Origin of the sequence: Streptomyces sp. GbtcB7 (assembly GCF_019091445.1) — a bacterium.
Lineage (GTDB): Bacteria > Actinomycetota > Actinomycetes > Streptomycetales > Streptomycetaceae > Streptomyces > Streptomyces mirabilis.
The window spans coordinates 21,943-43,204 of the sequence record NZ_JAGXJM010000061.1 but is presented as its reverse complement, the minus strand read 5'-3'; the positions used below and the strand labels follow the sequence as shown (position 1 = coordinate 43,204).

Annotated in this window: 16 protein-coding genes, 1 tRNA gene and 7 pseudogenes; 14 read left to right on the top strand and 10 right to left on the bottom strand. The window is 68.3% G+C overall.

All coding sequences use genetic code 11. The features are described from left to right. Window positions 1-681 (top strand): NADP-dependent oxidoreductase (locus KVT44_RS51655; protein WP_217575632.1); only part of this gene is annotated, 681 nt, incomplete at its 5' end. A 340-nt stretch (window positions 682-1,021) separates the two neighbouring features. Next, a pseudogene (locus KVT44_RS59400) lies at window positions 1,022-1,240 on the top strand (hypothetical protein); the annotation flags it as partial. A gap of 139 nt (window positions 1,241-1,379) precedes the next feature. Here KVT44_RS59400 and KVT44_RS51645 read toward each other — a convergent pair. Next, window positions 1,380-1,453: transfer RNA gene (locus KVT44_RS51645), tRNA-Met, on the bottom strand. 137 nt (window positions 1,454-1,590) lie between these two features. Here KVT44_RS51645 and KVT44_RS51640 point away from each other — a divergent pair. The 8 genes from KVT44_RS51640 to KVT44_RS59395 all read left to right on the top strand — a co-directional run bounded on the left by KVT44_RS51640 (window position 1,591) and on the right by KVT44_RS59395 (window position 8,934). Next, entirely contained in the window at window positions 1,591-1,809 is a 219-nt protein-coding gene (locus KVT44_RS51640) for a hypothetical protein (protein ID WP_217575630.1), read from the top strand. 355 nt (window positions 1,810-2,164) lie between these two features. Further along, window positions 2,165-2,887 carry a dienelactone hydrolase family protein gene (locus KVT44_RS51635; RefSeq protein ID WP_217575628.1) on the top strand — a complete coding sequence of 241 codons (723 nt, stop codon included), beginning with the start codon at window positions 2,165-2,167 and terminating at the stop codon, window positions 2,885-2,887. Between the two features lie 446 nt (window positions 2,888-3,333). Then, window positions 3,334-4,434 carry a site-specific integrase gene (locus tag KVT44_RS51630; protein ID WP_217575626.1) on the top strand — a complete coding sequence of 367 codons (1,101 nt, stop codon included), beginning with the start codon at window positions 3,334-3,336 and terminating at the stop codon, window positions 4,432-4,434. After that, the gene (locus tag KVT44_RS51625) at window positions 4,431-4,754 is read left to right on the top strand and encodes a helix-turn-helix transcriptional regulator (RefSeq protein ID WP_217575624.1); all 324 of its coding nucleotides are present in this window, start codon (window positions 4,431-4,433) and stop codon (window positions 4,752-4,754) included. Before KVT44_RS51630 ends, KVT44_RS51625 begins: the two co-directional genes overlap by 4 nt. A gap of 5 nt (window positions 4,755-4,759) precedes the next feature. After that, window positions 4,760-6,046, top strand: coding sequence for a hypothetical protein (locus KVT44_RS51620; RefSeq protein WP_217575622.1), 1,287 nt, complete (start codon window positions 4,760-4,762; stop codon window positions 6,044-6,046). 133 nt (window positions 6,047-6,179) lie between these two features. Next, complete coding sequence (locus KVT44_RS51615) at window positions 6,180-7,007, top strand: methyltransferase domain-containing protein (protein ID WP_308314377.1); 828 nt, start codon at window positions 6,180-6,182, stop codon at window positions 7,005-7,007. A gap of 123 nt (window positions 7,008-7,130) precedes the next feature. Further along, complete coding sequence (locus KVT44_RS51610; RefSeq protein WP_308314376.1) at window positions 7,131-8,402, top strand: DUF4158 domain-containing protein; 1,272 nt, start codon at window positions 7,131-7,133, stop codon at window positions 8,400-8,402. After that, window positions 8,380-8,934 carry a hypothetical protein gene (locus KVT44_RS59395; protein WP_254651043.1) on the top strand — a complete coding sequence of 185 codons (555 nt, stop codon included), beginning with the start codon at window positions 8,380-8,382 and terminating at the stop codon, window positions 8,932-8,934. Before KVT44_RS51610 ends, KVT44_RS59395 begins: the two co-directional genes overlap by 23 nt. Window positions 8,935-9,261: 327 nt before the next feature. On the opposite strand, the gene KVT44_RS51600 is transcribed toward KVT44_RS59395, so the two are convergent. The 4 genes and pseudogenes from KVT44_RS51600 to KVT44_RS51585 form a co-directional block, all read right to left on the bottom strand. After that, window positions 9,262-10,203: an amidohydrolase family protein gene (locus KVT44_RS51600; protein WP_217575618.1), complete on the bottom strand. Its 942-nt coding sequence runs from the start codon at window positions 10,201-10,203 to the stop codon at window positions 9,262-9,264. 82 nt (window positions 10,204-10,285) lie between these two features. Then, a pseudogene (locus KVT44_RS51595) lies at window positions 10,286-10,449 on the bottom strand (IS5/IS1182 family transposase); the annotation flags it as partial. Between the two features lie 109 nt (window positions 10,450-10,558). After that, window positions 10,559-11,491: an alpha/beta fold hydrolase gene (locus tag KVT44_RS51590; protein WP_217575617.1), complete on the bottom strand. Its 933-nt coding sequence runs from the start codon at window positions 11,489-11,491 to the stop codon at window positions 10,559-10,561. A 444-nt stretch (window positions 11,492-11,935) separates the two neighbouring features. Continuing rightward, window positions 11,936-13,162 carry an MFS transporter gene (locus tag KVT44_RS51585; RefSeq protein ID WP_217575615.1) on the bottom strand — a complete coding sequence of 409 codons (1,227 nt, stop codon included), beginning with the start codon at window positions 13,160-13,162 and terminating at the stop codon, window positions 11,936-11,938. Window positions 13,163-13,308: 146 nt separating this feature from the next. On the opposite strand from KVT44_RS51585, the gene KVT44_RS51580 reads away from it, so the two are divergent. Further along, a complete protein-coding gene (locus tag KVT44_RS51580) occupies window positions 13,309-13,920 on the top strand; it encodes a TetR/AcrR family transcriptional regulator (protein WP_217575613.1) in 612 nt (203 codons plus the stop codon). 200 nt (window positions 13,921-14,120) lie between these two features. Here the strand turns inward: KVT44_RS51580 and KVT44_RS51575 are convergent, their stop codons facing one another. Together KVT44_RS51575 and KVT44_RS51570 are read right to left on the bottom strand one after the other, a co-directional pair. Continuing rightward, on the bottom strand, window positions 14,121-14,663 hold the full coding sequence (locus KVT44_RS51575) for a GNAT family N-acetyltransferase (RefSeq protein ID WP_217575611.1): 543 nt from the start codon (window positions 14,661-14,663) through the stop codon (window positions 14,121-14,123). Between the two features lie 53 nt (window positions 14,664-14,716). Further along, window positions 14,717-14,803, bottom strand: a pseudogene (locus KVT44_RS51570) (IS5/IS1182 family transposase); the annotation flags it as partial. A gap of 355 nt (window positions 14,804-15,158) precedes the next feature. Here KVT44_RS51570 and fabV point away from each other — a divergent pair. Both fabV and KVT44_RS51560 read left to right on the top strand, forming a co-directional pair. Beyond that, entirely contained in the window at window positions 15,159-16,373 is a 1,215-nt protein-coding gene (gene fabV / locus KVT44_RS51565) for an enoyl-[acyl-carrier-protein] reductase FabV (protein ID WP_217575609.1), read from the top strand. 631 nt (window positions 16,374-17,004) lie between these two features. Beyond that, a pseudogene (locus KVT44_RS51560) lies at window positions 17,005-17,362 on the top strand (ATP-binding protein); the annotation flags it as partial. Between the two features lie 35 nt (window positions 17,363-17,397). Here the strand turns inward: KVT44_RS51560 and KVT44_RS51555 are convergent. Beyond that, complete coding sequence (locus tag KVT44_RS51555) at window positions 17,398-18,057, bottom strand: DUF1707 domain-containing protein (RefSeq protein WP_217575607.1); 660 nt, start codon at window positions 18,055-18,057, stop codon at window positions 17,398-17,400. A 539-nt stretch (window positions 18,058-18,596) separates the two neighbouring features. On the opposite strand from KVT44_RS51555, the pseudogene KVT44_RS61310 reads away from it, so the two are divergent. Continuing rightward, window positions 18,597-19,007, top strand: a pseudogene (locus KVT44_RS61310) (transposase); the annotation flags it as partial. 558 nt (window positions 19,008-19,565) lie between these two features. Here KVT44_RS61310 and KVT44_RS59385 read toward each other — a convergent pair. Together KVT44_RS59385 and KVT44_RS51545 are read right to left on the bottom strand one after the other, a co-directional pair. After that, window positions 19,566-19,916 (bottom strand): annotated as a pseudogene (locus KVT44_RS59385) (MerR family transcriptional regulator); the annotation flags it as partial. A 12-nt stretch (window positions 19,917-19,928) separates the two neighbouring features. Continuing rightward, window positions 19,929-21,198 (bottom strand): annotated as a pseudogene (locus KVT44_RS51545) (RNA-guided endonuclease InsQ/TnpB family protein). Between the last annotated feature and the right edge of the window lie 64 nt (window positions 21,199-21,262).

Genomic DNA, 21,262 nt, shown 5'->3' with positions numbered 1-21,262 from the left:
GCCGAGTACGTGGCCGCGCCCGCGTCGGACCTCGCACGCAAGCCGGCCGGCATCGATCACGTGCACGCCGCCGGGGCACCCATGGCCGGGCTCACGGCGTGGCAGTTCCTGATCGAGGTCGGACACGATCACCCCTCGCCCTTCCAGGAGGCACGGCATCGCCCGACGGCACTCGACGCCGACACGACGGTGCTCATCAACGGCGCCGCCGGCGGCGTGGGGCACTTCGCACTACAGCTGGCGAAATGGAAGGGTGCACGGGTCATCGCGGTGGCATCGGGCGCGCATGAATCGTTCCTCCGCGAGCTCGGCGCCGACCAGTTCATCGACTACACCAAGAGCCGTCCCGAGGAAGTCGTGCACGACATCGACCTCGTTCTCGACACCGTCGGCGGCCCCGACAGCAGCCGCCTCCTGCGCACGCTCAAGCGCGGCGGCTCCCTGTACCCGGTGTTCTTCGGCGAATTCGACGAAGAAGAGACCGCGAAGCTGGGCGTCACGGTCACGGGTACTCAGGTCCGCTCGAACGGTACGCAGCTCACCGAACTGGGACGCCTGCTCGACACGGGCACGGTCCGCGTCGCGATCGACAGCACGTTTGCGCTCGCGGATGCCCGAGCCGCGCACGAACGCGCCGCCCGAGGACACATCCAAGGCAAGATCGTGCTCACGGTCGCTTAGGAACGAGCCGTTTCACCGACGCGTCCGGCGCCCGTCCGCAGGGCACCGACGGCCATCGAGACGCCGACGCGGAGAACTTGGGGCGCGTCTGGCGACCGGGTGGCCACGATGCTCACAGCGGCGAACCGAGCCGGCCGAGCGGGCCCGTTCGGCCGGTTCGGCTCGCCGCAGGAGATCGCCGAGACGGTCGCATTCCTGATGCCCGACCGCGCCGCGTACATCACCGGCCGGTACAGCACCGTCGGGTGCTGCCAGTCCCCATCAACATTTCTGGACATCTCGATCAAGAATCGAGGCCGGGCCCCATCGACATTCGCTCTCCGTTCTCACCTACGAACCCACTCAGGCGGACCTTGCGTCCACGATCTGCCGCGAGGGCGGCTACACCTCCGGCATGCGGCCACCGGCCTCCGGCACTGGCCAGGAGAAACAGCTCAACGCTGCCTCCTACGGCTACACAGGCCTCATGGGCGATGCTGAGTACGACCCCCTCATCAGCCGCCAGCTCGGGGGCGACCCCAACGATCCCCGCAACCTGTGGGTCGAGCTGCCGGACCCGCACGAGGCCTTACTCGCCGGCGTCCCGTCGTGCCCACGGCGCAGTTCGGCCGGTCCGGCGTGCGTGCTGCAACGCCGCGTGCCCCGGGGCTGGACACGCCTGAGGGGCCGACACATCGTGCCGGCCCCTCAGGTTTCAGTAGCGGGGACAGGATTTGAACCTGCGACCTCTGGGTTATGAGCCCAGCGAGCTACCGAGCTGCTCCACCCCGCGTCGGATTCCTCTACTCTACGCCAATTATCCCGCTCCCGAGACCATGATCGCCTGCCTGCCGCGAGGTGTCAGTGGTCGTGGCTGCCGCTTCCTCCGGCCCCTTCACTGGCCGCCAGGCCGTGAATCCGTCGCCTGGTATGAGGAGTTGGGAAAGTGCGCTGTCCGTGCTGGAGGCGCTGTGCGAGCGCGGACAGGCGGCCGGGCACGGCTGGACGCTCGACACGGAGTTCGTCCCGCCGCACCAGCAGCACATGAGCAGCCTCGAGAATCAGGGCCTGGTAGAGCTCGCCGGCCGGGAGGACCGAGCGGAACTGTCGGCTCTGGAGGGACGTCCCATGCGGTGGGCGGCCGCCTGAACCCGTACGGCCACGACACCCTCGCCTACGGCTGCTCCCGCCCCCGGGCCGAACCCCCGCCCGGCGGGGAGGAAGCAGACCGGCAGCACTTGTTCTCTGCGCTTGCCAAGCGAGCGGCTGTGAATCCGTTGGATCTTGCTGGCTGTGCGTGACCGCCTTCGCGGCGGCCCCCGGAGCCTCCGCAAAAACCCTTTGGCGGACTACGGCGACCACTGCTACCTTTCCGGAGGCCGTGCGAGAGAACAAGGAGGTGGTACCCGTGAACGTATTCACATGGGTGCTCTCCTCCGGGGTCACGGTCGGGCGATAGGTCGTCCGGGAGCGCCGTTCAACAGCACTCCCGAAAGGCATGACCATGCATTTCACTTCCGAGCAGCGCCTCGACGACGGCGTCCTCGAACGCGAATTCACCCTCGGCGAGATCCCCGGCACCCTGTGGACGCCTGAATCCGCCGCACCGGCTCCGCTGATCCTGATGGCCCACAACAACGGCCTGCCCAAGGGGGAATCCCGGCTGGTGGCCCGGGCCCGGCACTCCGCGGCGTACGGCTACGCGGTGGCCGCCATCGACGCCCCCGGGTGCGGTGACCGGCCCCGTTCCGCCGCCGACGAGCAGGCCCGCACCGACCTCCGCCGGGCGATGCAAGCCGGCGAGCCGGTCGATGAGATCTTCGAGTCCTTCATCGGCCCGCTGGTCGAAAAGACGGTCCCAGAATGGCAGACCACCCTGGACGCCCTCCTTTCGCTGCCCGAGATCGGCGGCCCGGTCGGGTACTCGGGGTGGACCGCCGTCGGTATTCGGCTGGCGGTGGTCGAGCCGCGCATCACGGCCGCCGGTTTCTTCGCCGGGGGTTACGTGCCCCGCGCCCAGCGCGAGGAGGCCCGGCAGGTCACCATTCCGCTGCTGTTCCTGCTGCAGTGGGACGACGAAGGTAACCCCCGGCAGCGGGCCCTGGACCTTTTCGACGCCTTCGGCAGCAAGGAGAAGACGTTGCACGCCAATCTGGGCGGGCACGTCGGCACCCCGTGGTTCGAGGTGGAGGACGGGGGCCGGTTCTTCGGCCGGCACCTGAAGTGAGGCCGGGCCGTCAGGCCGGCAGCAGACGCTAGGCGGTGTCGGCCAGGATGCCGCTCATCGAGGACAGGTCTCGGCCTTCCTCGATGGCGGTGGTCGGCAGATGCACAACCGCCCCGATCGCGGCGGTACCGGCCATTGGCGGTACCGGCCGGCCGGGGCGGCGCGTCTCCAGATTGACGTCGGTGAAGGTCCCGCTGGTGTGGTGTCATGATCCGTTCCAGGAGCCCACGGGGTTCCTGTCCGCTGCCCAGCGCAAGACGGGTGAGCAATAGTCCCCGAGTTCCGTGTTCGTCCACAGCTCCCTGGCACGACTGAGAGTGCCTGGACCTGGGCCTGTTACCTCGTTCGGGTGACTGCTGGCCGTTCTGACCCAACCTCGTCCGTAGTGCGCAAACCTCATCCCTGTCGGGATTCCTTCAGTCTGGGTGAAGTCGTGGAGGCGTGGGTTGGCTCTGGCCGTAGTGCGCGATCTGCGTGAGTACCGGGCGCCGGTAAGCGAGGAGGAGCTCGCCGAGTTCGAGACCGATGTGCTGGCGGGGTTCGTACTCGCGCGAGCCTCGGCCGGTCTGGTCGACAGCACGATTCGCAACGACACCAACCATCTGGAGCTGATCCGGGACTGGTTCGGCCGTCCGCTGTGGGAGATGGAGCCGGCCGACGCCGACGCCGACGCCGACGCCGACGCCGACGTCTACTTCGGCAAGGTGCTCCGCGACGCCAAGCCCTCGACCCGGACCGGTCGGGCGGGCGCGCTGGCGGTGTTCTTCCAGTTCCTTGAGCTGCGGCACAAGGTCGAGCTGCACAATCTCACCGGCCGTGTGGTCGAGTGCCCGCTGGATGAGATGAACCGGCCGCGGGCCTCGGTGGAACCGCAACTGCGGATCCCGCCCAGCGAAGCGGAGATCGAGGCGCTGTTCGCCGGATGGCGCGAGGAACTGGTGACCTGCCGCAAGTTCGGTCCGGCCGCCCGCAACTACGCGGTGGCCCGGCTGGCGGCGGACGTGGGACTGCGGATCAACGAGGCACGGATGCTCGACCTGGACGACGTCCGGTGGGAGCTGGGCCGGTTCGGCAAGCTCAACGTCCGGCACGGCAAGGGCTCCCGGAGGCGTGGGCCGAAGCCGCGGCTGGTGCCGCTGATCAACGGCGCCGACCGCAACCTGCGGTGGTTCATCGAGGACGTGTGGGGCCACTTCGACGCCGACCACACCCGGCCCGGTGCCCCGCTGTTCCCCTCCGAGCGCAAGAACCGGGACGGCTCCTGCTCGCGGGCGACCGCCGACGTCTTCCGCCGGTCGCTGGCCGAGGCCGCCGCCCAGCACCTGCCCACCTGGGCCGGGAAGCTCACCCCGCACGTGCTGCGGCACTTCTGCGCCTCCCAGCTCTACCTCGCCAGCATGACCCTGTTCGCGATCCAGGAACTACTCGGACATACCTGGACCGGCACCACGGCCCGGTATATCCACGTCCACGGCACCCATGTCGAAGACGCCTGGGTCGCCGGACAGCAGCGCGCCACCGACCGATGGAAAGGACTGGCCCAGTGAAGTGGAACCTTCGCCTGGCGGCCGCCAACCGCGGCATCTGGAAGGCCAACGAACTCCAGCGGATGCTCGCCGCACGCGGCGTGGTGATCAGCGCGGGGAAGATGTCAGGCCTGTGGTCCGGCCAACCGAACACCGTCAAGCTCGACGAGCTGGACGTCATCTGCGCCGTGCTCGGATGCGGAGTCGAGGAACTGCTGCTGCCCGAGCCGGAGCGAGTGCCGGCCCCGGAGCCAGCGGCGGACTCGCAAGCCACCGTGGTGGGCCAGCCGCGCGCCGTCGCCCCGCGTCCTCGCACCGGCAGGTCTCTGCCACCGCGATGACCTGCGTGTACTGTGGCAAGCCGCTGCCCGAAGGGTCTCGGCGCGACCGGGCGTACTGTGACAACAAGTGCCGGGGCCTGGGCTCCTACTACCGGCGCAAGGCGGGCGTCCCACCCCCGCCGCGCTGGGAGCACCCCGCCCTCACCTCGGACAACCCTGTGCTGCGGTCGGCCGCAGCCCACGCCAGGCAGCTTGGCGAGGCCAATGGATGGTCGCCGTCACTCGTGCAGTGCGCTATGGACGGCCTGACGGTGGTGCTGGGCGAATGCCCGCCCGGCAAGCCCGTGAAGCTCACCGAAGTCCGTGCGCGAATACCGCGACACGCTTCCAGCCTTCGGGTGGCCGAGGTCCTCATCGACCTGGAGCTGTTGGAAGACGACAGCGTGTTGGCGGTCCGTTCCTGGATCGAGAACCGCACCGCCAAGCTGCCCGCCGGCTTCGCCAGCGACGTCCGCGCCTGGCTGCTGGTCCTGCTCGACGGCGACAGCCGTGCCAAGCCCCGGTCCCACACCTGCGTCTACGTCTACTTCGGCGGCGTCCGCCCCCTGCTGGAGAACTGGGCGACGACCCGTGGGCACCTGCGCGAGGTCACCGTCACCGACGTCACGGCCGCGCTGTCACCCCTGCGCGGATGGCAGCGGCGCAACGCCATCGCCGCACTGCGCTCACTGTTCCGCTTCGCCAAGAAGCGCGGCCTGATCTTCGCCAACCCCACCGCCCGCCTGAAAACCGAAGACATCCAGCGCAACTTGCTGCCGATGACCAACGCCGAGGTCCTCGCCGTCCAGCGGGTCGCCGTCACCCCGGCGCAACGGCTGATCGTCGCCCTGGCCGCCGTCCACGCCGCCCGCGCTACGGCCATCCGACGCCTCACCTTGGACGGCCTAGACCTGCCCAACCGCCGGATCACCATCGCCGGACACGGCCAACGGCTCGGCGAACTGACCCACCAGACCCTGCTGGCCTGGCTCGACCAGCGCCGGGCCACCTGGCCAAAGACCCCTAACCGGCACGTCCTGATCAACGCGAAGACAGCCCTGGGAACCGGGCCCGTCAGCCCCGAATACCTTAAACGGCACCTGCTGCACCAGGGCGTTTACCTCGAACGCATCCGCGGCGACCGGGTACTTCACGAGGCACTGACCGTCGGCGCCGACCCACTGCATCTCGCCCTGGTCTTCAACCTGTCCCACACCGCCGCGAGCTGCTACGCGGCCATCGCCCAGAACCTGCTCGACGACCAGACGGGAGTCCACCGAGGTGCGGTCGGAAGGGAGAGCGGGCGCTCTTGACGGCTGCCCGCAAAGGGATGCCCGACCGAACGATGCTGGCGGAGCAGACAGGAAAGACCGGCACGGCTGCTGTCGAGGAGCTGCCGTTAAACCAGTGGCGTCCCCGTGGACGAACCTCATAGCTTGTGCACTCGTGACTGATGCTCCGAAGATGCGCCCGAATCCACACGACCTCGGCCGGGTGTTCAACGAGGTGCCGGAGCTCTACGACCGAGTCCGGCCGGGATACCCCGACGAGCTGTTCGCGGACCTTGTCGCCGTCACCGGCATGGACGATAAGTCGTCGGTCCTTGAGGTGGGCTGCGGTACCGGTCAGGCGACGCGCTCCCTGGCAGCGCTTGGATGCTCAGTGACCGCCATCGAGCCGGGCCTGGAAATGGCTGCACTCGCTCGCCACCGGATCAGCTCCTTCCGTAACGTCGCAGTCGAGACGTCGACGTTCGAGGAGTGGGACGACCGCGGCCGACGCTTCGATGCTCTCGTGGCTGCGTCGTCGTGGCACTGGGTCGACCTGTCGATCGGCTGGCAGCGAGCGCACGACGTGCTCTATCCCGGAGGCTGGATGGCGCTGCTCGGCCACGTCGTTGTCCGCCGGCCGGGAGAGCCGGAGGTGTACGCCGAGACCGCCGATCTCCACGAGCGGTTCTGCCCCGGGAACCCCGACTGGGGTCATCCTCCGCTGGAGGACGACGTGCGCACCACCGACGAGGGCTGGGGCCTGGTCGACGATCCCGGCGGATTGTTCGGCCCAACGATCGTGCGCTGGTACCCAACCGTTCAGTGGTTCAACGGGGACGGCTTTGCCGATCACCTTCGCTCGTTGTCGCTATACCGGAGGCTCGACCGCGACGTCCGTGAGCCCCTGCTCGACGCAATCGCCGAGCGCATCCGCACGCGGATGGGCGACCGGGCATCACGCCGTTACCTGAGCGTCCTCTGTGTCGGACAGCGCGCCGAGTGAGCCCAGTGGTGAAGGACCTGCCGAATCAGCGGCAACGGACCCACCGCACTTTCATGCCTGCCTGCCGAAAACGCCGTGGGTTCCCGGTGAAAGCACCTCAGTCACGCTGAACCCACGGCCGACGTGCCGGTAAGAACCCTGTCACCAGCCGCAAACGGTGGTGATCTTGCGAGGGCCGCACCCGTGTGGGTGAGTCCGGAGGATGAACTGGTCGAGCACTGGGCGCTGTTGAAGGATGAGCGTGTGCTCGTGTCTGGCAAGCGCGGTGCGACGCGGTTGGGCTTCGCCGTGTTGCTGAAGTTCTACACGCAACACGGCCGGTTTCCCCGGGGCCGCTTCGAGTTGCCGGGCGAGTCGGTGGAGTTCGTAGCCCGGCATGTGCAGGTACCCGCCTCTGAGCCGGCGACGTACGAGTGGACCGGCCGGACGATCGAGTACCACCGTGCGCAGATCCGCGGGCACTTGGGTTTCCGCGAGTGCAGCGTCGCGGACGCGGACAAGCTGACGGCCTGGCTCGCCGAGCACGTCGTGTGCAAGGAGCGGCGGCCGGTGCAGGTACGGGTTGAGCTGCTGGCCCGCTGCCGCACGGAGAGCATCGAGCTGCCCACTCCGGGGCGGTGCGACCGGATCGTGGCGGCGGCGCTGCGGGCGGCCGAGGAGGTGCTGACGGCGCAGATCTCGGCGCGGCTGATGGCGGAGAGCGTCGAGCGGATCGTGGCCCTGGTCGCCGGCGCTGGCCAGGAGGACGACACCCTACCCGGTGAAGACGGTGCGGGTGAGGGCGACGACGGCCCGCCAGTCCTCGGGAAGATCAAGGAGGCTCCAGGCAACGTGAGCCTGGAGTCGATGCTCACCGAGATCGACAAGCTGCTCGTGGTCCGCGCGATCGGATTTCCGCCGGACCTGTTCGCCGACGTCGCGCCGAAGGTGGTGGCCGACTGGCGGGCACGGGCCGCGGTGGAGTCGCCCTCCCACCTGCGGACGCACCCGCTGCCCCTGCGGGTGACGTTGCTGGCCGCGCTGCTGCATGAGCGGGAGATCACGGACACGCTGGTGGAGCTGTTCATCTCCACGCTGCACCGGATCGGAGCGCGGGCGGAGAAGAAGGTCACCGAGCAGCTGGTCAACGCGTTCAAGAAGGTGTCGGGCAAGGAGAACATCCTCTTCAAGCTCGCCGAGGCGTCGCTCACCGAACCGGAGAGCACGGTCCGCGAGGGCGTCTACCCGGCGGTGTCTGGCGGCGAGCAGACGCTGCGGGAGCTGGTGCACGAGTTCAAGACCCGCGGCCCGGTCTACCGGCGCACGGTGCGGACGACGCTGAAGGCGTCGTACACCAACCCACTACCGGCGCGGGCTGATCAAGCTGCTGGACGTGCTGGAGTTCCGCTCCGGTAACCACACGCACCGGCCCGTGATCGAGGCGCTGGCGCTGGTTGCCCGGTACGCGGCGGCGGGCAACACCACGTACTACCCCCTGGGCGAGACGATGCCGGTGCACAAGGCGATGGGCGGGGACTGGGCCGAGGTCGTCCACCGCACCGACAAGCGAGGCCGGCGCCGGGTGGTGCGAATGGTCTACGAAGTCGTCGCCTTCCAGGCCCTGCGCGACCCGCTCAAGTGCAAGGAGATCTGGGTCGTCGGCGCCGACAAGTGGCGCAACCCGGACGAGGACCTTCCCCAGGACTTCGCCGAGCGCCGTGAGGAGAACTACCGCGAGCTGCGCAAGCCGCTGGACGCGGCCGTCTTTATTGACGACCTGCGCGAGCAGATGACCACCGAACTGACGCTACTGAACGGCCAGATGCCCAAGCTGAGCTGGCTGGACATCGCCGAGCGGAAGTCCGGCGCGATCCGGCTGACGCCGGCCGAGGCCCAGCCCGAGCCGCGCAATCTCCGCAGGATCAAGGGCGAGGTGCAGCACCGGTGAGGCGTCGTGCCTCTCATCGGCATGCTGAAAGGGGCCGTGCTGCGCACTGGCTGCCTGGACGCGGTCACCTCCGTCTCCGGCGGCGGCACCCTCTCGGCGGAGGTCCCAGCGCCGAAGCCCTCTTTTCCTGCCTCGCCCGCTGACCCGGCGCAGGCGAAGCGGGCAGTCCGTCGTCATTCCCCGGCGCGGGTGCCGGCGCCGACTACGGGCTGTCTGGGATTGCAGCCGGAACACGAATCCACCCGGACAACCCTGCCGTACGCATGTTGTCGTTGCGGATGCTGCGGCTTGACTGTGAGTGGTCGTCGTCAGCCGACCACCGCGCCGTCAGGCGAGTCGCTTCAAGATCCTCTTGGCGTTGCCGTTGTTGACGGCGGCTTTCTGTCCGTCAGTGAGACCGGACTGCGTGTCGAGGATTTCGGTGAACTTCGTCGCGACCGGCGCGGGGGCGTAGGGAAAGTCGCTGCCGAAGAGGATGCGTTTGTGGTCCGCGAAGGCCAGGAGGCTGGGGAATGCGTCGGGTCCGGACGACAGTGCCGTGTCCCAGTAGAAGAGCTTGAACTTGGCGAGCAGTTGCTCTGTGGTGGGTCCTTCGGGGTCGAGGGCGGGCTGCAGTTCACAGAACCTGAGCGCCGCGTAGGGTACGAACCCGCCTGCGTGAGCGAGGATGATCTTCACGTTGGGGTACTCGTCCAGAACCCCGCTGAAAACCATCTGCACAGCATTGCGGGTGGTGTCGAACGGATAGTCGACGAGCGGGCCGGGCACGTCCGCGAGAAGTGGGATGAGGGGGTGGCCGGGATGGATGAAGACGATGGCGGACCGCCTGTTCAGCGCGTCCCAGAGCGGTGCGTACTTGGCGTCTCCGAGGTAGACACCCTCGTAGTTGCTCAGGAGCACGACGCCGTCGGCGCCGATCTCGTCCAGGGCGTGTTCGGCCTCGGACATGGCGCCTTCGACGTCCGGCAGTGGGACGGTGGCGAAGTTGCCGAAACGCCCCGGATGGCTGGTGACCAGGTCTGCCACGTACTCGTTGACCCTGCGGGCCATATCCCGGCGCTCCTGACCCTGCCAGCCGACGACGCTGGGAGCGGTGAGCGACAGGATGCTGGTGGCGATCTGGTTGTCGTCCATGAACTTCAGGTGTGCCTCTGGGCTCCATTTCGGGGTGGTCCAACCCGACGGGTCTCCACCATGACTCGGCAATGTCTCGCCCCAGAACGGCGGCACCACGTGGGTGTGGACGTCGATGCGATCTGCGTTTGCCATGAGCGTTTCCCTTTCGGCCACCCCCTTCGGCAGAGGCACTGGGAACGTGGTTTGCCGATCCGAGGGTTGCGATCATCTTGCGTACGGGCATGAACTGCGGGCTGTCTGCGGCCTACCCGGGGTCAGGACGAACGCCGGGGGGCGGCATTTGCGGTCGGCGGCGGGGTGGACCTTGCTGGTCAACCCGCCCCTGGAGCGTCCGAGGCGAGCGGCTTTCAGTCGCAGCCTGCGCCGACGCCGGATCGCCGACGCCGGATGTGTCGTCGCTCCTCCCGCTCGGGAGTGAGAGTCACGTTCGGTGAGTTCGTGGTGAGCCGGAACGGGCAGGTCACCTGGCAGCGGGGGTTGGCCGGTGTCAGTCGCCTTGAGTGATGAAGTCGGCTAGGGCGGCAGCGACCGCGTCGGGTTGTTCGTCCGGGATGAAGTGTCCTGCGTCCGGCACGACGACCCCGGTCGCGTTGTCGGCCCACGGCCTGAGGGAAGCTGCCATGTCGGGGATGGAGCCGTGGCTGCTGGAAATCCCGAGAACCGGCACTGTCAGGTGCTGTTGTTCAAGGGCCTCATGGTTCTTTCGCGCCGATTCAGCGGCGTCTCGGTAGTAGGCCAGGGAAGCGCGGAGTCCGCCGTCAGCGGCGATGGCCGCGGCGTACTGCTCGATCTCGGCGTCGTCAAAGGTGTCGGGGGAGAGGGTTTTGGCCTTCAGGAACCAGCCGACGTACTCGCGTTCGCGGCCTGTGAGCAGTGTCTCGGGCAGGTCGGGCACGAGATGGAATGCGAAGTGCCAAGTCTTCCACGCCACCTCGGGGTCGGTCGGGATGGTGTCGGGGAGTGTGATGCCGGGGATTCCGGCGTCCAGGAGTGCGACGCCCTGCAGCTGGCTCTGGTACTTCAAGGCGAGGGAGAAGGCGACCCACGCGCCGATGTCGTGGGCGGCCAGCCAGTATGTCGAAACTCCGAGCGCTTCCACCGCGGCGTGGACGTACGCGGCGACGGTGTGCGTGTCGTAGCTGCCGTGCGGGCGTTCGGAGTGGCCCTGGCCTGGCAGGTCGATCGCGATGACGTGGAATCGGTCGGCCAGGTCGGGCATCACCTTTCGCCATGCCCACCAGGTCTGCGGGAATCCAGCGAGCAGCACGACGGCTGGGCCGTTCGGCTGACCGCCCTCGACCGCATGAAGTCGGACGCCGCCCGCATCGACCCAGCGGTGGGTGAAGCCGGCCAGGTCGTGCAGTGGCAGGTCGCGGACCGGGTTGTCGCAGACGCGGGCGGTGATTGCAGGGTCAGTCATCGTTTTCCTCCATCGGTGTTGGGTGTGTTGGTTCGGTGTGCCGGCCGAGGGCGAGGCCCACGAGCGCGGTGAACGTGACGCGAGTGGCGAGCATGGTGCTCGAGATCCGCGTCCCGACGGCCTGACGCGCGCAGGCCCGCAGCGCCCACCGCGGCCCCGTGGATGCCGTATGTCTGCAGCACCAGCGAGAGGCGTACTCCACCCTTGTTGCCGAATCCCAAAAACTCACAAATCGCATGTTTATGGTGTTCGGCGCCATTATGGACTCGCCCGACTCGCCGGACTCGCCTGAGGTATCCAGCCGGAGCCCGCCATTGGAGAGCGGAGGACGCAGAGCTACTCGGGTACGCGGTGGCTGCACTACGCCAGTCCTTTGTCGCGGGACTTGACGGGGTTTCATGGAGCAGGCAGGAGAGGGGCGGAGCCACTCAGCCCGGCGGTTGCTCAGGCAATGGCGGTGGTGGGGCGGCTGAGTGCGCTCGCGAGGGTCGTCGCAACGACGGCGACGGCCAGGATCAGGGTGGCGACGTCCTGGTTGATGGTCTGGTCGAGGAGTCCCAGGGCCAGCGTAGGCACGATCGTGCCGGTGTAGGCGAACAGGAAGTACGTGGAGAGCAGATCCGCCCTGCGCCGCCGGTCGGCGAGCCGCTGGGCGACCCCGACACCGCGGCGGAAGGCCAGGCCGATGCCTGTACCCGCCAGAAGCGTTCCGGCGGCGAACGTCGGCAGTGACCGTGCCCACAGCCCGGCCTCGAACACCGCGACGCCCGCTACGAGGAATGCCGGAGCCGGCCGGCGCCCGGAGATCCACCGCGCCGGGGCGGCCACCTGCGCGATCAGGGCGACGATGAACAGCAGCCCGACATCTGCGCCGACAGCTGCGACGTTGTGGACGTGCAACTGTTCACGGAGGAAGGAAGGCACCAACGACGAGAACAGTCCGCTGACCGCGAACGCGGCGAGAACGGCCGTGGCGGCCCGCAGGAACTCGGTCCGTGCTGCCCGCCCGTCGGGAATGGTCGGGCGGCGCACCGACATCGCAGGGCGCTGCCTGGCCGTGACCGTCTCCGGGGTGACGATGACGGCCAGGAGCGCTGGGACCAGGCTGGCGAGGTAGACCCAGAACACCAGGTGCGTGGGGTTCGCCCCGTATTGCGCGAACAGGCCGGCGACAACGGTGCCCAGCCCCAGCCCGCCCATGTTCGCCGCCGTGGAGACGGTCGACACCCGCCTGGTGTGCTCGGCTCCGGCGAGCTCACCCAGCGCCGCGGTCGCCGTGGCGGTGAAGACACCGGTACCCAGCCCGCACAGGAACCGTGCCGCCAGCAGGGTTCCGACATCGTCGGCCAGGAGGAACAGCGCTGTGCTCGTGGCCGCGGCGAGTACAGCGGCAGCCAGGAGGGGGCGGCGGCCCACACGGTCGGACAGCGACGCGAACACCATCAGCGCGAGCACCGTCCCCAAGGCGTAGACGGCGAAGACCAGCGTTGTGGTGAAGGGCCCGAAGCCCATCTGCGGCGCCCAGAGCGCATACAGCGGAATCGGCAGCGTCCCACCCAGCATGACCACGGTGTACACCGCGGCCACGAGCCAGAACCCGGCGCGCGCCCGACGCCCGTCGGCGGACGGAACGGCCTGTGTGCGGACGTCTGACGCGATGTCGTCGATCATCGTGCGGCCTTTCGAGTGCGAGAACCAGGACCCTCACGTTAACCATCTTGGATCGATCGGTCAAAGATGACTCGACCGATCGATCCAAGATGGGAGTAGGCTCACAGCAGAGACGTGACAGGGACGTGAAGGAGGAGGTGGACGCTGTGTCCGGCCGAAAGCAGTTCGATATCGGCGCGGCTCTGGACCAGGCCATGCGGGTGTTCTGGCAACGCGGGTACGCGGACGCCTCACTCGATGCCCTCGGTTCGGCCACCGGCCTCGGCCGCGGCTCCCTCTACGGCGCCTTCGGCAACAAGGACGCCCTGTTCGGCAAGTGCCTCGACCGCTATGCGTCGATCTACGGCGCGCAGTATGAGCAGGCGCTCGCGGCGCATCCCGGTGATCCGGTGCGCGCGGTCGAGGCATTCTTCGACGTCATCCTGGGCCGTATCGCCGACCCGTCGGTCCCCGTGGGGTGCCTCATCGCCCAGTCCGCCGCGCAGTCACTGACGCTGAAGGAGGAGAACAGCGTGCAGGTGCGTGGCCTGCTCGACATACAGCGCCAACGGGTACATGCGGCACTGGCGGACTCCTCGGCCGACAGCCGAACGCTCGACGAGCTCGCCACGTTCGTCGTCGCTGTCAACCAGTCGCTGGCCGTACTGAGCCGTGCCGGCGCCTCGGACGCCGAGCTGCGCTCCGTGACCCGGCTCGCATGCACAACGGTGGCGGACACCCTCGCCCGCGCAACATCCGAGGACGTCACCCAAAGCTGACGGGCACCGGCCCCGCCGGGACTCCGCTTTGTACAACCCGGCATCACGCCGACCGGCACTGCGGTCGGCGTGATGCCGAGACAGTCGGCGCTCTCGCGGACGGAGTGCCCAAGGGCGTGGAGCGACAGAGCGATCGGCTCGTCCTGGCTCTCGACCGTCCGTGTCGGCTCCGCGGCCCGCCCTTGACCGTCGGGCGGCAGCTAGCCCTTCGAGTCCGGCTTCCAGTCCTGGACGAGGAGTCCGAGCAGCACCTCGTCCAGGAACTCGCCCAGCACCCAGGCCGAGGACCGCAGCACGCCCTCGCGGACGAAGCCATTGCGCTCGGCGGAGCGCAGCATCGCGTCGTTGTCCGACAGCGTCTCGATCTGCAGCCGCTGCAGGCCGCGCACGACGAAACCGTAGTGGCACAGCACCGCGACCACGTCGGTGCCGTAGCCCTTGCCGCGCGAGGACGGCAGCAGCCCCAACCCGATGTGCGCGGACCGGTTGTGATTGTCGATGCCCCACAGCGTCGCGGTACCGACCAGCGTGCCGCCGTCCAGCTCCACCACGGAGAACGGGACGAGCCCCTGCTCCTTGTCGTCCACTACGAGCCGCGAATCCTTCGAACCTGGCGTGATCGGCCGCCACGGCCGGCCTTCGGCCCGCGAGCCGTTGACCACGTCGTCGTAGAGCTCGGCCCGCAGGATTGGGATGTCGTCCTCGTACCGGGCCCTCAGCCCGACCTTGCTGCCCTTTAGCATGCAAGCTTCCTATCCGACCGGGCTGGCCTGCGGCAAACCAATAAAAGATCGGCTCAGTTGGTGTAGCGGCGGTAGCAGATGAGGGAGCTGGCGATGCCGACGAAGGCCAGGAAGTGCTCGGCTTTGCGCTCGTAGCGCTGTGCGGGCGGCGGCAGCCTGTCTCGTCGTCATCATCCGCATCCCTGGAGGACGGAAATACCCCATCTGCCGCGCTGCGGCCCCGCTTCGTAGCGGCGGCAGCGCCCTGCCTCCCTGTCCCCTGTCGTCCGGCCCAGTGGCGGATCAGCGGAGGGTGTAGGTGAAGTGTTGGGCGGCAATGCCGAGCCTGGCCGCAGTTACTGCTCTGCTGGAAGTGGTGGAAACACTCCAAGACCGGCTCGTGATCATTGTCTCTGGCGGGGCCTCTGTCCGTGTCCGTCCTGTCGCAGACTTGCAGAGAGCGGTGGCCCGGCTGGTCGCCGTGTCTTTGTTCCAGCCGAACCAAGGACTGCAATCGTGAGCGAGCGCGTTGTCACCCCCCGCAACCGGGGCTTCCTCTTCCTCGACTCCCACCCGGCGGGCTGCGAGCAGTTGGTGGCCGACATGTGGCAGGCATGCCCCGCCCCTGCCGGCGTGCCGGAGAGTGCCGGGCCAGTGGCTCTGATTATCGGCTCCTCGGCCGGATACGGCCTGGCGGCCACTCTCGCCGGACTCAAGCGCGCCGGCATCCGCGGCATCATGGTCTCCTTCGAGAAGGCCCCCACTGAACGGCGTACCGCTACAGCCGGTTGGTACCGCACCGCCGCCACCGCCGACATCGCCCGCACCGCGGGGCGGGATCTGGTCTTCCTCAACGGCGACGCGTTCTCCGACACGATGAAGAACCAGGTCGCCGACCTCATCGAGCAGAGATTCGGCGGCAGGCTGGACTACCTGATCTACTCGGTGGCCGCGCCCCGGCGCACCGACCCCGACACCGGCACCACGTACGCCTCCGTCCTCAAGCCGATCGGCCAGGCGAACCGCACCAAGACCCTTCTATTCGACGACCAGGGCATTCCCGAGGTCCGCGAGGTCGAGACCGGGCCGGCCGAGGGCGATGATGTCGAGCAGACCGTGGCCGTGATGGGCGGCGCGGACTGGGAACGCTGGGTCGACCACCTCGCCCGACGGGACCTGCTCGGCGACGGCTTCGCTACCGCCGCGCTGTCGTACATCGGCTCGCCACTGACAGCGGCGATCTACCGGCAGGGCACCATCGGCGCGGCCAAGGCCCACTTGGAGGCCACCGCCCGCACCCTGAACGAGCTGCTCGAGAAAACGGTGGGCGGGCGGGCCGTGACCTCCGTCAACGGCGCCGCCGTCACCCAGTCCTCCACCGCCATCCCCGGCATCGCTCTGTACACGGGTCTGCTGCGCGGCGTCCTTGGCGAGGACATGGTCCCGCCGGTACGCCAGCTCGCCGCCCTCTGGGACCAGCTCACTGGTGCTGCCCCGCTCACTCTGGATGACGAAGGCCGGGTCCGCCTGGACAGCTGGGAACTCGCTGACGACGTCCAGGCGGCCGTCGCCGAACGTTGGGAGGCCGCCACCACCAACACCATCGCCGACCTCGCCGACCTTGCCTGGTTCCGCGCCGAAGTCCGACGCCTGTACGGATTCTCCGTACCGGGCATCGACTACACCGCCGCGGTCGCCACTGACATCCCTTGGCCCACCCACACACCCTGACCCCGCCATCCGGCATGGAGGAACGCCATATCAAGGAGCGCACTGAGGTGAGCGGCGCCGCGCGCCGCGCCGAGGAGGAGGCCCTGGTGGCCGCGCCGGCTGAGCGAGGCGGCTTCACCCGTGCCCAAGCAGCAGCCCGCCCGGCCCAAGGCGGGGAGCCCAAGGCGGGGAGAAGTACCGCACGCTCCTGGACGTCGGGCAGGCCACCATCTCCCGCGTCCTGAGCACTGCCCACCGGACCCTATCTGCGGGCGCCCCCAGCGCATGACGCTCCGCCACGCTGTGGACGACCTCGCCGTCGGCACCTGCTGTCTGCCCAGGCCGAGCCGAGCGCATCGCCGACGAGCAGCTCGCGCCGGAGATCGAGGCGAGCCGCGCCCCCGACGTGACGGCTTGGGCCCGCGGGGCAGTCGCCGAGTACGTCGCTCCCACACCCGACCCAAGTCGAGGCCGGTGTCGACGGGTTCCGTCCCGAAGACACCTGACCGGCAGGCGTATGAGCACAGCGCCCGAGCCTCCCAGGGGGCGCGGGGTTGGGCGTTGGGGTTGCGACCTCCTTGGCCTGTCGCAGAATCCCCGTGATGCGGCAGGCCAAGGCACTTTCCCTCCCGGCGCGGTGGCTGGGGCCGCGATCGCGGCGTCCCTGGTAAACGAGCCGGTCGAAGCCGCCGACGATAAGCAGCTGGGCAAGACCATCGCCCGCTGCGGGACGCATCGGCGTTCTCGAAATAGACGAACTCGGCTATCTCGAACTGGACTGCCGCGGCGCGGAGATGCTCTTCCAAGTTCTCACTGGGCGTGAGGAAAAGAACAGCATCGCGGTCACATCCAACGAGGCTTTCACGGGCTGGAGCCGCACCTTCACCGACCCGCGGCTTTGCGCGGCGATCGTCGACAGGCCCACCTTCAGCGCCGCCTTGAGCGCGACTGAAACCGAGTCCTACAGGCTCGCCCGCATCAAAGCCAACCAGATCAAGCAGTCGAGCTGACCAGGCTCACTTCGGCAGCGGTCGCACCGATGGAGTCAAGCGCCTGCGGACAAGGACGTGGGCCTGCGCAGCAGCCACTGCCCGAACGTCCGACGCGGGGGCCGCACCACCACGCGGCCGTGGGCCTTCTGACCGACCAGCTCCACTCGCAGAGTGACCGGCGTATCAGGATCCGTCGGAGTCTGACGGTACTTGACCCTGCTGTGCACCAGCTGCAGACCATCAGTATCGACCACGATGCCCGGCCTCGTGACCAGCGTCAGCGTCTTCCCCGTCATGCCCACGTCGATCCGCAAGGTGTCGTGCGTGATCACTGCCTCAGTGAAGTCAAGCGTCACCTTGCAGTACGTCACCGCGAGCTCCAGCCTCCGCGGTACCACCCAGCGCCCCACGCGCCCGACTGCGCCGCTGTGGACCTGTTCGATCCGAACCATGTCCTTGACCTCTGCTCCAGTCCCGCCGACCGTAGCCGATACGGGCGGCAGGTCAGCGGTGAGCGTCGTCAGTTCGCTCAGAGTCCGCGCCGACAGGGCAGCTTCCAGGCGCTCGTCCAACTCGTCCGCGGTCAGCCGACCGTCCCCTGCCGCGATACGCAGCACATCTACTACTCGGTCCCGGTCGGCATGTGAGGCTCGCAGCTCGGGCGACGAGCTGGATCCGGAGTGCTTCCCGGTGGGCGAAATCTCTCCCGACATGCTTCCGTCCTGGTCCTGTCGAACGTCTCCGCGCGACGCAGGCAGCGGCGCGAGTAGAAGACTAACGCTATATCGCGACATGGAGCACGGCTGGGCCCCATCAGGGAGAGGCGATGGGCAGCGTCGATTCACGGCATGCGGCATCCATCATGCGGAGGCCCGGTCGCGACAACAACCGCATCCCAGGGGCCAGTTCGCACCGTTACCCGGGGCGGCTTCAGTACGTCCGAAATGCATAGAACCTTTATGAACAGGCCCACAGCAGAACACCATGCTGGGGCTGTTGAACGGGTCTGGCCCACTTCGCGGGCCCTGTCGCTGATTTTGGGGTGCATGACGATCAAGAGCTTGCGGGCATCACCTGGCGTGGTGGATGCAGTTCGCCTTGCCGACCTTCTTCTTCCGGGGGGGTGGGGCGGAGGTCGAAGAGGTGGCTCTAGGGGACACCGAGGTCCGACTTGTTGTGCGCTCCTCGGCGCGGCGGCCGCCTGTCCGGGATACGTACGGAGGTCCACACGCGTGCACTGCTACGACCAGCGGTGTCTGGCGCCGAGCAAATTCCGGATCTGACGCGTCGACACTCACGCCGCACGTTTTGTCCTCGCCGCCCAACTCACTTACATTGCCCTGTTTCTGGGTGGAAGTGCCGGAGCCAATCTGTGCGGGCGCATGGCCGTCACCACCTGCAAGGCCCCCTGCTCCACCTCCTTCGCGCACTGCCCGTCCCGCTACCGGAGTCCATCCCGTATCTGGGCGTCGACGAGTTCGCGGTGCGCCGGGGTCGTACCTACGCAACGATCCTCGTGGACACGAACACTCACCACCCCATCGACGTCCTCGCCGACCGCACCGCGCACACCTCCGCCGCCTGGCTGCGCGAGCACCCCGAGGTGCGGAACGTCTCCCGCGACCGCGCCGGTGCACCACAGGCCCGGCAAGTGACCCAGGCCTGGCATCTGCTGCACAACCTCGCCGAGGCCGTCGGGCGCGTCGTCGGACGACACCGCGCCGCACTGCGTGAACCCCCCCACGGTCCGGACCGACCAGGACGACACCCGCCCGCCGGCGGACACCCCCCACCGCCCTGGGTGAACTCGACGTGCACGGACGGCCGCAGGCCCTGGTCGCCCGCACCCGCGAGCGCTACCAGCAGATCCACGAACGCATCGAACGCGGCGACAGCCTGTGAGCCATCGCCCGTGGACTCCACATCAGCCGCGGCACCGTCCTGTGCTTCGCCCGGGCCACCAATGCCGAGCAGCTAGGAGCTGTCCGGCCGATCATGTGCGGAGCCGGATGACCAGCGCGGCGGCGGTGTCCGTACCGAGGTAGACGTAGCGCGCTCCGAGGGCGCCCTGATGCAGCTGCTGGCCTGGACCGACCTGTCCATGCTCGACCCGTATGGCGAGGGCCCCAGGTCGAGCGCGCCTTCGAGACCAAGCGTCGCCGCGGCAACGTCTACTGATTCCGGCGGGTCAGCTCCTTGCGGCGTTCTCACACACGATGGTTCATGCTACGAGAAGGCGGAGGCCGAGCTCTGCCGCGTCGAGGGCGACGAGGTCGCGGTTGCGCTCGGCCCACCGCCCCGAGGAAAGGTCGTCCCGAAGCCTGTTTACCGCCCGTTGCTCGGCCTCCGGCCCGACTCTGGTCCATACCGATACCGCGCGGCGCACATGTTCGTCCAGGTACGCCTCGGGCCGGCGCCAGTAGGCCTCGAAGAAGCCGTCAGCGCAGTCCCATGGGATGAGCACCGGCTCCGCGCGGCCCTCGATCGCGCGGGTCAGGTCGGCCAGTGAAGGCCGGCCGACGAGAAGGTCGGCGCATTCAGGCAGGTAGTCGCGGGTGAGCCAGAACCTGTCAGCTACCCGGCGCTAAAGCGACGGGTTTGCACAACGGGCATCACTGGGTGTGATGCTGCGTTTGCGTCCAGCCCTATCCGGGTGTTTCCGGGGTGGGGCGGGGGCCGTTGACGGGGCTCCGCGTCGCCACAACTCCCATGCGCGGGCGCGGATGTTGCGGGAGCCGTTGCGGTCTGCGTGATCAACGAATCCGCAGTTCCGGCATGCGAACCAGGCCTGTGAGACCCGGTTCGCTTTGTCTACGTGGTCGCATTCGGCGCAGGTTCGTGAGGTGTACGCCGGATCGACATGCACTACCGGCACTCCTGCTCGGCGGGCCTTGTATCCGATGAATGCCCCCAGCTGGGCGAAGGCCCAGGAGGAGTGGGTGGCCCTCCCTCACTGCCTTAAGGGCGTGGGAGGTACCCCCAGGCTTGTGAAGCCGTACCCGTTCGCGGATCCCTGTCAGGTCTTCCAGGGCGATTCCGCGACCAGTACCCCCAGCCTCGGCCACCACATGCTTGGCGATCATGTGGTTGATGTCCCGTGCCCGCCGCGCCTCCTTGTGCCGCCGTTTCTTCAGGCGCCGCTTGGCGGACGGGGTGTTCTTCTGCTGCAGCTTGGCCCGCAGGCTGCGCTCGCGCGGGCGGGTGCGGTTGAGCTCGCGTCCGGCCATGATCTCGCCGTCCGAGGTGGTGGCGATGTTCACGATGCCCAGGTCGATGCCGAGGAAGTCCACCGGATCGGTGTTGAGCGGCGCTTCAGGGACCTCGCAGGTGGCGTTGAGGAACCACATGCCGTCCCGCTCCAGCAGGTCCGACTCGCCCTTGCGGTACAGGGCCAGCGTGGCCAGTTGCTCCGGCGAGGCGGTGACGGCCACGTTCTTGACCCGGCCGCTGGTGGTCCAGATGGACACCGTCCGGTCCGGGATCTGCCAGGACAGCATGCGGTCGTCGTAGGGCTGCGCGCCCTGCGGGCGGAAGGCGATCGGCTTCTCGGCGGCCCGGCGGTAGCGGCGCGAGCCGGAGCGGCCCAGATTTCCGGCCCGCAGGTTCGCCTTCAGCGTGGCGTACGCGTCGCACGTCTTCTTGATGACGTGCTGGGCGGCCTGCGCGCCCAGGCCCCAGCGGGACTTGACCTCGCCGTAGACCTGCTTGCGCAAGGCGAAGTTCTTGAACTCCTCACGCTCGAAAGCGATCCCACTCACCCAAGTCGCGGCCTCGTTACAGGCGTGAAGGGTCGCCTCAAGTGCCGCCGCCTGCACCGGCGTCGGCAGCAGTTTCACCTGCACGACCAGCTTCACGATCACCGATCGTAGGCACCCGTGCGAGACACCACCGCACGTTCGGGTCCGTTCATCACATTGA

What these genes read in the sequence shown, in the direction of transcription:
- KVT44_RS51640 (WP_217575630.1), top strand. Translation starts at nt 1,591, where the DNA reads ATGAGGAGTTGGGAAAGTGCGCTGTCCGTGCTGGAGGCGCTGTGCGAG.
- KVT44_RS51635 (WP_217575628.1), top strand. Translation starts at nt 2,165, where the DNA reads ATGCATTTCACTTCCGAGCAGCGCCTCGACGACGGCGTCCTCGAACGC.
- KVT44_RS51600 (WP_217575618.1), bottom strand. Translation starts at nt 10,203, where the DNA reads ATGGCAAACGCAGATCGCATCGACGTCCACACCCACGTGGTGCCGCCG.
- KVT44_RS51590 (WP_217575617.1), bottom strand. Translation starts at nt 11,491, where the DNA reads ATGACTGACCCTGCAATCACCGCCCGCGTCTGCGACAACCCGGTCCGC.
- KVT44_RS51585 (WP_217575615.1), bottom strand. Translation starts at nt 13,162, where the DNA reads ATGATCGACGACATCGCGTCAGACGTCCGCACACAGGCCGTTCCGTCC.
- KVT44_RS51575 (WP_217575611.1), bottom strand. Translation starts at nt 14,663, where the DNA reads ATGCTAAAGGGCAGCAAGGTCGGGCTGAGGGCCCGGTACGAGGACGAC.
- KVT44_RS51555 (WP_217575607.1), bottom strand. Translation starts at nt 18,057, where the DNA reads ATGTCGGGAGAGATTTCGCCCACCGGGAAGCACTCCGGATCCAGCTCG.